General features: G+C 32.1%; 8 protein-coding genes. 6 read left to right on the plus strand and 2 right to left on the minus strand.

What is annotated here, in order from left to right:
• The coding region (locus tag GOQ24_RS15485; protein ID WP_160340090.1) for a histone H1 at positions 1 to 150 on the plus strand (150 nt) is incomplete at its 5' end.
• A 107-nt stretch (positions 151 to 257) separates the two neighbouring features.
• Positions 258 to 749 carry a hypothetical protein gene (locus GOQ24_RS15490; protein WP_155092925.1) on the plus strand — a complete coding sequence of 164 codons (492 nt, stop codon included), beginning with the start codon at positions 258 to 260 and terminating at the stop codon, positions 747 to 749.
• Positions 750 to 782: 33 nt separating this feature from the next.
• On the opposite strand, the gene GOQ24_RS15495 is transcribed toward GOQ24_RS15490, so the two are convergent.
• Positions 783 to 1,364 (minus strand): NAD(P)H-dependent oxidoreductase, encoded by a 582-nt coding sequence (locus tag GOQ24_RS15495; protein WP_160340091.1) that lies wholly within the window; start codon positions 1,362 to 1,364, stop codon positions 783 to 785.
• 1 nt (position 1,365) lies between these two features.
• Positions 1,366 to 2,328 carry an alpha/beta hydrolase gene (locus GOQ24_RS15500; protein WP_160340092.1) on the minus strand — a complete coding sequence of 321 codons (963 nt, stop codon included), beginning with the start codon at positions 2,326 to 2,328 and terminating at the stop codon, positions 1,366 to 1,368.
• Between the two features lie 86 nt (positions 2,329 to 2,414).
• Between GOQ24_RS15500 and GOQ24_RS15505 the strand changes: the two genes are divergently transcribed.
• The 4 genes from GOQ24_RS15505 (at position 2,415) to GOQ24_RS15520 (ending at position 6,126) form a co-directional block, all read left to right on the plus strand.
• Positions 2,415 to 3,239, plus strand: a complete 825-nt coding sequence (locus GOQ24_RS15505; RefSeq protein ID WP_166520753.1) for a helix-turn-helix domain-containing protein — start codon at positions 2,415 to 2,417, stop codon at positions 3,237 to 3,239.
• A gap of 153 nt (positions 3,240 to 3,392) precedes the next feature.
• Positions 3,393 to 4,817: a DHA2 family efflux MFS transporter permease subunit gene (locus GOQ24_RS15510; protein WP_155092921.1), complete on the plus strand. Its 1,425-nt coding sequence runs from the start codon at positions 3,393 to 3,395 to the stop codon at positions 4,815 to 4,817.
• A gap of 119 nt (positions 4,818 to 4,936) precedes the next feature.
• Positions 4,937 to 5,227, plus strand: a complete 291-nt coding sequence (locus GOQ24_RS15515; RefSeq protein WP_155092920.1) for a hypothetical protein — start codon at positions 4,937 to 4,939, stop codon at positions 5,225 to 5,227.
• Positions 5,228 to 5,496: 269 nt separating this feature from the next.
• Entirely contained in the window at positions 5,497 to 6,126 is a 630-nt protein-coding gene (locus tag GOQ24_RS15520; RefSeq protein ID WP_160340093.1) for a hypothetical protein, read from the plus strand.
• Positions 6,127 to 6,371 lie beyond the last annotated feature (245 nt).

A 6,371-nucleotide genomic window follows, 5' to 3' on the forward strand; every position in this document is an offset into this window, starting at 1 on the left:
GCTGAGTACGACGCATTCCAAAAAGATGCAGCATTACAAATTGAAAACGGAAATAAAGCTGCTGGAACAAGAGCTCGTAAAGCTTCTTTATCTTTAGAAAAGTTAATGAAAGAATTTAGAAAAGCTTCTTTAGAAGATTCAAAAAAATAATTTTATAGCATATATTGCTTCATTAGAAGTCTTACCATTAATTTGGTAAGACTTTTTTGTTTGTATAGCTGTTAAAATAAGTATCTTTGATATGTAAAAAATATATTATGAAAAAGAAATTATTTGTATTGAGTTTAGCTGCTATGTTGACATTTTCATGTTCAAAGAGCACTAATTATAATGAAACAGTTGTAAATACCTATGAAGCTTATACATCCGAAATGGGAACGATAATGGATGCTGTAGTGAGTAAGGATGAGAAATCTAAAGCAGAAGTTGGCAAGTCAATTGAAAGATTGGAGTTCTTGACAGATAGCTGTTCTACGGTGATGAGTAAGTTAGAACCAAGTGATGCAGCTAAAGAATTTCACGGGGCAGTAGTTGATTTATATAGTACTGTAAAAACTGATTTTATACCAGTATTTAAAGAATTGATGAGTTTAGACGAAAAGAACTTAAATGACGATCAAATTATTCAGTACAACGATCTTGCTGATAAAGTTAATGTTGTTTTTGATAAAATTGACAAGTTAGAAGATAAAGCAATTAGCGCTCAAGAGAAGTTTGCTAAAAGTGAAAACTTAGAACTGAGAAGATAGTAAGATTAAAGCCTTGTATTTCACAAGGCTTTTTTATTGAATATCTTGTTGAACTAATTGTGGTATAGTGTTTAGAAAATTTAGTCGATCTACGGCCGTCATTGTATTTAATGGACCAATGAAAGATTTGCTTATCGGAGCTATTCCACAGTATTCAAGAATACCTTTTTCTAATTGAACGATACCGCTGCTCTTGTATACAGTTTCGTATACAGAAAAGCTAAGATCTCCAGCAGTGTTGATTATCCTTGCACTTTTTCCTTGTAATAGTCCTTCTGAAGTGGTCGCAGAGGTGTGTTTAAATGTTATACTCGGTAGAAATGCTCTATCAAAAAATCCCTTTAGTATGGCTGGCATACTTAACCACCATATAGGATGAATAATAACTAAATGATCACACCATTTAATGTCATGGATAGCTTGCAGTAAATCTGGTTCCAGCTCCATTCTTTTTCGATATCCATTCTTTAAATTAGGGTTGAAATCCAATTCTCTAATAGCAATTAGTTTTACCTCGCATTTTTCTGCTAAGGCCTGCGCTTTGTATGTATTTGTTATGGCTTGATTAAAGTTGTCATAATCTGGATGCCCATTTATTATTGTTATTTTGTTCATCTTATTTAATTATTTCTTTGAATAATGATATTTGTAAGTCGAAGTAGTTTTGTGTTAATTGACAATCAAAAAAGTCAAAGGCATGTACTGCACCTTTAACTTCAATTAACTGTGTCTTGATTTCTTGGCTTTGCAGTTTTTTTGCATAGTTAATAGCTTCATCTTTAAAAGGGTCTAATTCACAATATACAATTGTAGTATTGGGTATTCCTTGAAAATGAGTGTGATTTAAGGGAGATGCCTTCTCTTTTTTACGACTATTCTTGGAGTAATTCTCCCACATATAAACAGCTGATTGTTTGCTTTGCATTGGTGCATTTGCAAGTTGTAACATAGACTCTGTTGACAAATCATCACTTAAAGGGGGATATAACAGATATTGATGAGTAATGCGTTTGCTCAGGTTATATGGAAGGTGTAAGCATATACTCGTCGCAATAGTTGCACCAGCGCTACTACCTCCTATAATCACTTTATCTTTATCGATATTTAATGTTATACAGTTATCTAAGAGGTAATTTAAAACGTCAATTCCATCGTTTATAGCTGCTGGATAAGGATGCTCAGGAGAAAGGCGATAATCTACATTGACAACCGTAATATTTAGTTTGTTAACTAAATTTATTAACTGTGAGTCGTATTGTTCAGGGGAACCAAATATAAATGCGCCACCGTGAAAGAATAAGTAGACAGGTTGCCTTTCGGTTACAGCATTATTGTGGTAGGTTCTTATTCTGATTGATCTGTCTTTCTCACGAGAGGGAATCCATGCGTTTTTGATTGTGAGATTGGGGCTTTCTAATTCGCTGCTATCTTCTTCAAATAAGGTTTTCTCTAATGCTCTAATTTGTTTGGGATTATCTTTCAATAGCGTTTCATAGTCTATGCTATTCCAATTATTTTCATGCATGCTAATCTGCAGGTCAGAGGCCATTAGTTCAAATATTTGTTGCGTAGTCTTCATATCTTTATATTACTTTTGTGCAAAATTATACTGATAAATAGGATGTTTGTAGGTATAATTAAAGTATAAAAAAGTAAAATTGCATTATGGCAAGAGAAAACATATACCGTGACTTAGAAGTTTTTTATGAACAAATAGGAGCGTGTCCAAGTAGAAACAGAACGTTTAACTTTTTTGAATTGGTCTATGTTATTTCTGGAAAAGGGGTTTACGTAGTAAATGAGAATAAGATAGCTTTTAAATCGGGTGATTTATTTATCACTTCTCCGAAAGACACTCATGAATTTGATTTAGAAGGAATTTGTGAGTTTATTGTTGTTCAGTTTACACGTACATTCATCTGTGATTACGAATCGAAGTCAATCAACCATTTAGAGTGTTTGCTATATCACGCGAGTCATTTGTCTGGTACTTTAATACAAAATAAAAGCGATCAAGGTATTCTTGAGCGTTTAATGACAATAATACAGGAATGTATAAATGAAGATAAAGTATATCAAAGTGATTTGCTAAGACAGTTAGTAAACTCAGTTATTGTTTTAGCTGCACGCAATATTGCATTTAATCGACCTTTGAATGAACAAATGTCAAAAGAAGATAGAATTTTGAATATTATATCCTATATACAAGAGCATATACAGTATCCAGGGCTTTTGAAAATAGCTGTCATAGCAAATAAATTTGGTATTTCTTCCACGTATTTAGGTGCCTATTTTAAAAAACAATGTGGAGAGAGTATTCAAGATTTTATATCAAAGTACAGGCTTCGCCTAATAGAGCATAGACTTCTTTTTAGCGCTAAGCGAGTTAGCGAGATTGCGGATGAGTTTGGTTTTATAGATGAGAGTCATATTAATAAGTTTTTTAAGCGACACAAAGGAGTAACTTTAAGTGAGTTTCGAAAAAAATAATATGAAATATCGTTTTTTATTAAATTAAATAATTAATTTAACCTTATCTAAAAGTTAAAATTGGTAAACTTTTATTAGGAAACGCTTTTTTAAGTGAATAAGTCATAGTTTTGTTCGCTTTTTTAAATAGCGGCAAGTAATATATTTCTTAGTATGGGATCACAAAAGGATATAAACCTTTCAGTTTCAAAGTATTTACCTTTTTTGGGCGCATTAGTTATTTTTATGCAGTCCTTAGATGGTACGATTTTGAATACAGCGCTATCTACTATAGCCAGAGATTTTGGTGAATCTCCTTTAGAAATGCAAAGTATAATCGTTTCTTATACTTTGACTGTTGCACTTCTTATTCCTGTTAGTGGTTGGTTAACTGCAAAGTATGGAACAAAGAGGGTGTTTATAAGTGCTATTGTGCTTTTTACCTTAGGGTCTTTATTTTGCGCCTTATCGTTTTCTTTGAATCAACTTATTTTATCTCGTATATTTCAAGCTTTTGGCGGGGCTTTAATGGTTCCTGTAGTTCGCTTAACTCTTTTGTATACTTATCCTAAAGCGCAAATTCTAAAAGTGATAAATTATATTACTATTCCTGCCTTAATTGGTCCAATGCTTGGTCCAACAGTAGGTGGTTTTTTAGTTGAACAGTTAAGTTGGCATTGGATTTTTATTTTGAACATTCCTATAGGGTTAGCAGCAATCGTAATGGCTAAGCGAATTATCCCTAATTTCACCAGTGAAGTTGGTCGATTTGATATCATGGGATGGTTGTATATAAGCGTAGGGTTAACGGCAATAACTTTAGTGATAGAGAAATGGAATAATCCGCACTTTACACTTTTGGGACTTTTTGCTATGCTGGTGCTGGGAGCCTTATCTTTAGCAATCTATATTTTACATGCAAAAAGGAAAACATACCCTTTGATTAATTTGGGTATTTTTTCTTTAGTTAGTCTTAGGGTGGGTGTAGTAGGTAATCTTATTTCAAGACTGGGTACTGGTGGCATGCCCCTAATGATTCCGCTGATGCTACAAGTAGGATTTGGTTATTCTGCGTTTCATGCTGGTTTAATGATGATACCTCAAGCTTTAGCAAATATATTTTCGCGTACACTTGTATTGCCAATAGTGCGAACGTATGGATATCGAACAACTCTGATTTTTAGTACGATTTTGACAGGTCTTATCATTGGTAATTTCTTCTTCATTACCTTAGCCACATCGTATATTACGGTAATTTTATTAATGGTTTCTTTAGGAGCAGTAACAGCTATACAATCTACAGCTATGAATACCATCACAATGGCTGACTTAAATGAAGAAACGTCAAGTGATGAGAATAGTTTGATCTCTGTGACACAACAGCTTGCTGTTAGTTTGGGAATTTCACTTGCCTCGATGTTGTTGTTGCTTTTTGAGAATAAAGAATTCATTCAAACGAATAATCAAATCGACGCATTTCGATATGCATTTTTAGTAATGGGAATACTAACGGTACTGTCGAGTTATACCTTTACTTTCTTAGATTCAAATGCAGGAACAAGTATTACGGGTAAGGTAATGGTGGACGAGGACGCTTAAGTAGTATCACATTAACTCAAATACTGTTTATAATTAATTAAATGTTAATTAGGCTTTTGTTGTTGAATCTATAACCACAACAACTGTATCTTTAAATTTAGTAATGAAAAAATAGTTTTATGCGTATAGCTCTGTGGGTTTATATAAGTCTTGTTTTAGTAGGAAGTTTGATTACTTTCATACCTTCAATCATGTCATTAGGTTCACCAAGTTTTGGTTATGCAACTAAAAAAGAAAAGATTAAAGTAAGAGTTTCAAAAACGTTCTTAATTGGAGCCTTAGTGTATCCTATAGTGTTTATTATCTCTTTATTTATAAAGCATTTTTTTGATATTGATGTATTGTATTTCTTGACGGGATATGCCACAGTTTTAATTGCGTTATTGGCATTTTGGTTTTTTAGTGAATAGCGGTTTAAAGGTATTTGTACAAAGTGTATTTTAGTTCATTTTGACGTATACTTATTGTATTACTAATCGTACATTATCACCTTGCTTTTATAGAATAATAGTTTTAGTAAATACCTGTTTTGTCAAGTAAAAACATTAAATATTTCGGTTGTTTTGTATTGTTTTTTTACATTTTATAATTGAATTGGCACAGTGTTGATAATCTTGTGAAAATCCACTTTACTTTTCTATAAATATCTTATCTTGCTACTATAACTGATTTACAAATTATGAAGAAATTTATTTTTCTGTTTTTACTTGTCATATTTTCTTCGATTAGTCATGGGCAAGGAATTGAAAAGGATATTTTTGAAGACCTAAAGTACCGTTCACAGGGGTATTCAGCTACTTTTAAAAAGAATATATTCGATGATTTAGTTTTTTCTGACAATCAAAAGAATAAAATAGAATTTACGAAGAAGTATTTAGACCTACAGTTTCCAGGTATTCACGATAGTGAAGGAAAGAAGATTTCTTTATTCGAACAACTTCTTTTAACGCATCAAAAAGATAATGGGTATGTAGCAACATATAAAGTTGATATTTTCGATACTGTTATTTTTGAGGATAATAGAGGGAATAAGACTGAAATGGGAAAAGATATTCACGGAAACTCTACCTTTAAAGAGAATAGAGGAGGTAAGAGCTCTTCTATTAGTACTAATTTTAGAGGAGAAGTGGAATACTCATCAGGTGGGGTTAAGGCAACTTTAAAGAAAACATTTAAAGGTACTTGGATGTATGAAGATACAGACAAGAATACAATAGAATTTAGCAGTAAGGCTTGGGACAAAATGTTAGAAAAATTTGGTAGGAAAGAAGATGTTTTATTTTTCTTTGTACAGGAATTTTTATACTAACAGTTATAATACAAGAAGGCTTTGGAATACTCCAAAGCCTTTTCTTTTAATATTTTTTAGCAAAAAATAATGTTTTAGGTGTAGCTACTATAGTGTCCATTGTTTTTAAATTGTAGTAGTCGTAAACAATTTTAACTAAGTAATACCCGTTGTGCATTATGATTAAGTAATAAAAAAAGTTGTCCATGCTTACAATAAGCAGTAAATTTAAGATCCTACCCAAAAATTCACCTATGGACAACTTG

Source organism: Myroides sp. LoEW2-1 (genome assembly GCF_009767705.1).
Taxonomy (GTDB): domain Bacteria; phylum Bacteroidota; class Bacteroidia; order Flavobacteriales; family Flavobacteriaceae; genus Flavobacterium; species Flavobacterium album_A.

Excerpts from the sequence above, each read along its gene's own strand:
- GOQ24_RS15490 (WP_155092925.1), top strand. The coding sequence starts at position 258 with ATGAAAAAGAAATTATTTGTATTGAGTTTAGCTGCTATGTTGACATTT.
- GOQ24_RS15495 (WP_160340091.1), bottom strand. The coding sequence starts at position 1,364 with ATGAACAAAATAACAATAATAAATGGGCATCCAGATTATGACAACTTT.
- GOQ24_RS15500 (WP_160340092.1), bottom strand. The coding sequence starts at position 2,328 with ATGAAGACTACGCAACAAATATTTGAACTAATGGCCTCTGACCTGCAG.
- GOQ24_RS15505 (WP_166520753.1), top strand. The coding sequence starts at position 2,415 with ATGGCAAGAGAAAACATATACCGTGACTTAGAAGTTTTTTATGAACAA.
- GOQ24_RS15510 (WP_155092921.1), top strand. The coding sequence starts at position 3,393 with ATGGGATCACAAAAGGATATAAACCTTTCAGTTTCAAAGTATTTACCT.
- GOQ24_RS15515 (WP_155092920.1), top strand. The coding sequence starts at position 4,937 with ATGCGTATAGCTCTGTGGGTTTATATAAGTCTTGTTTTAGTAGGAAGT.
- GOQ24_RS15520 (WP_160340093.1), top strand. The coding sequence starts at position 5,497 with ATGAAGAAATTTATTTTTCTGTTTTTACTTGTCATATTTTCTTCGATT.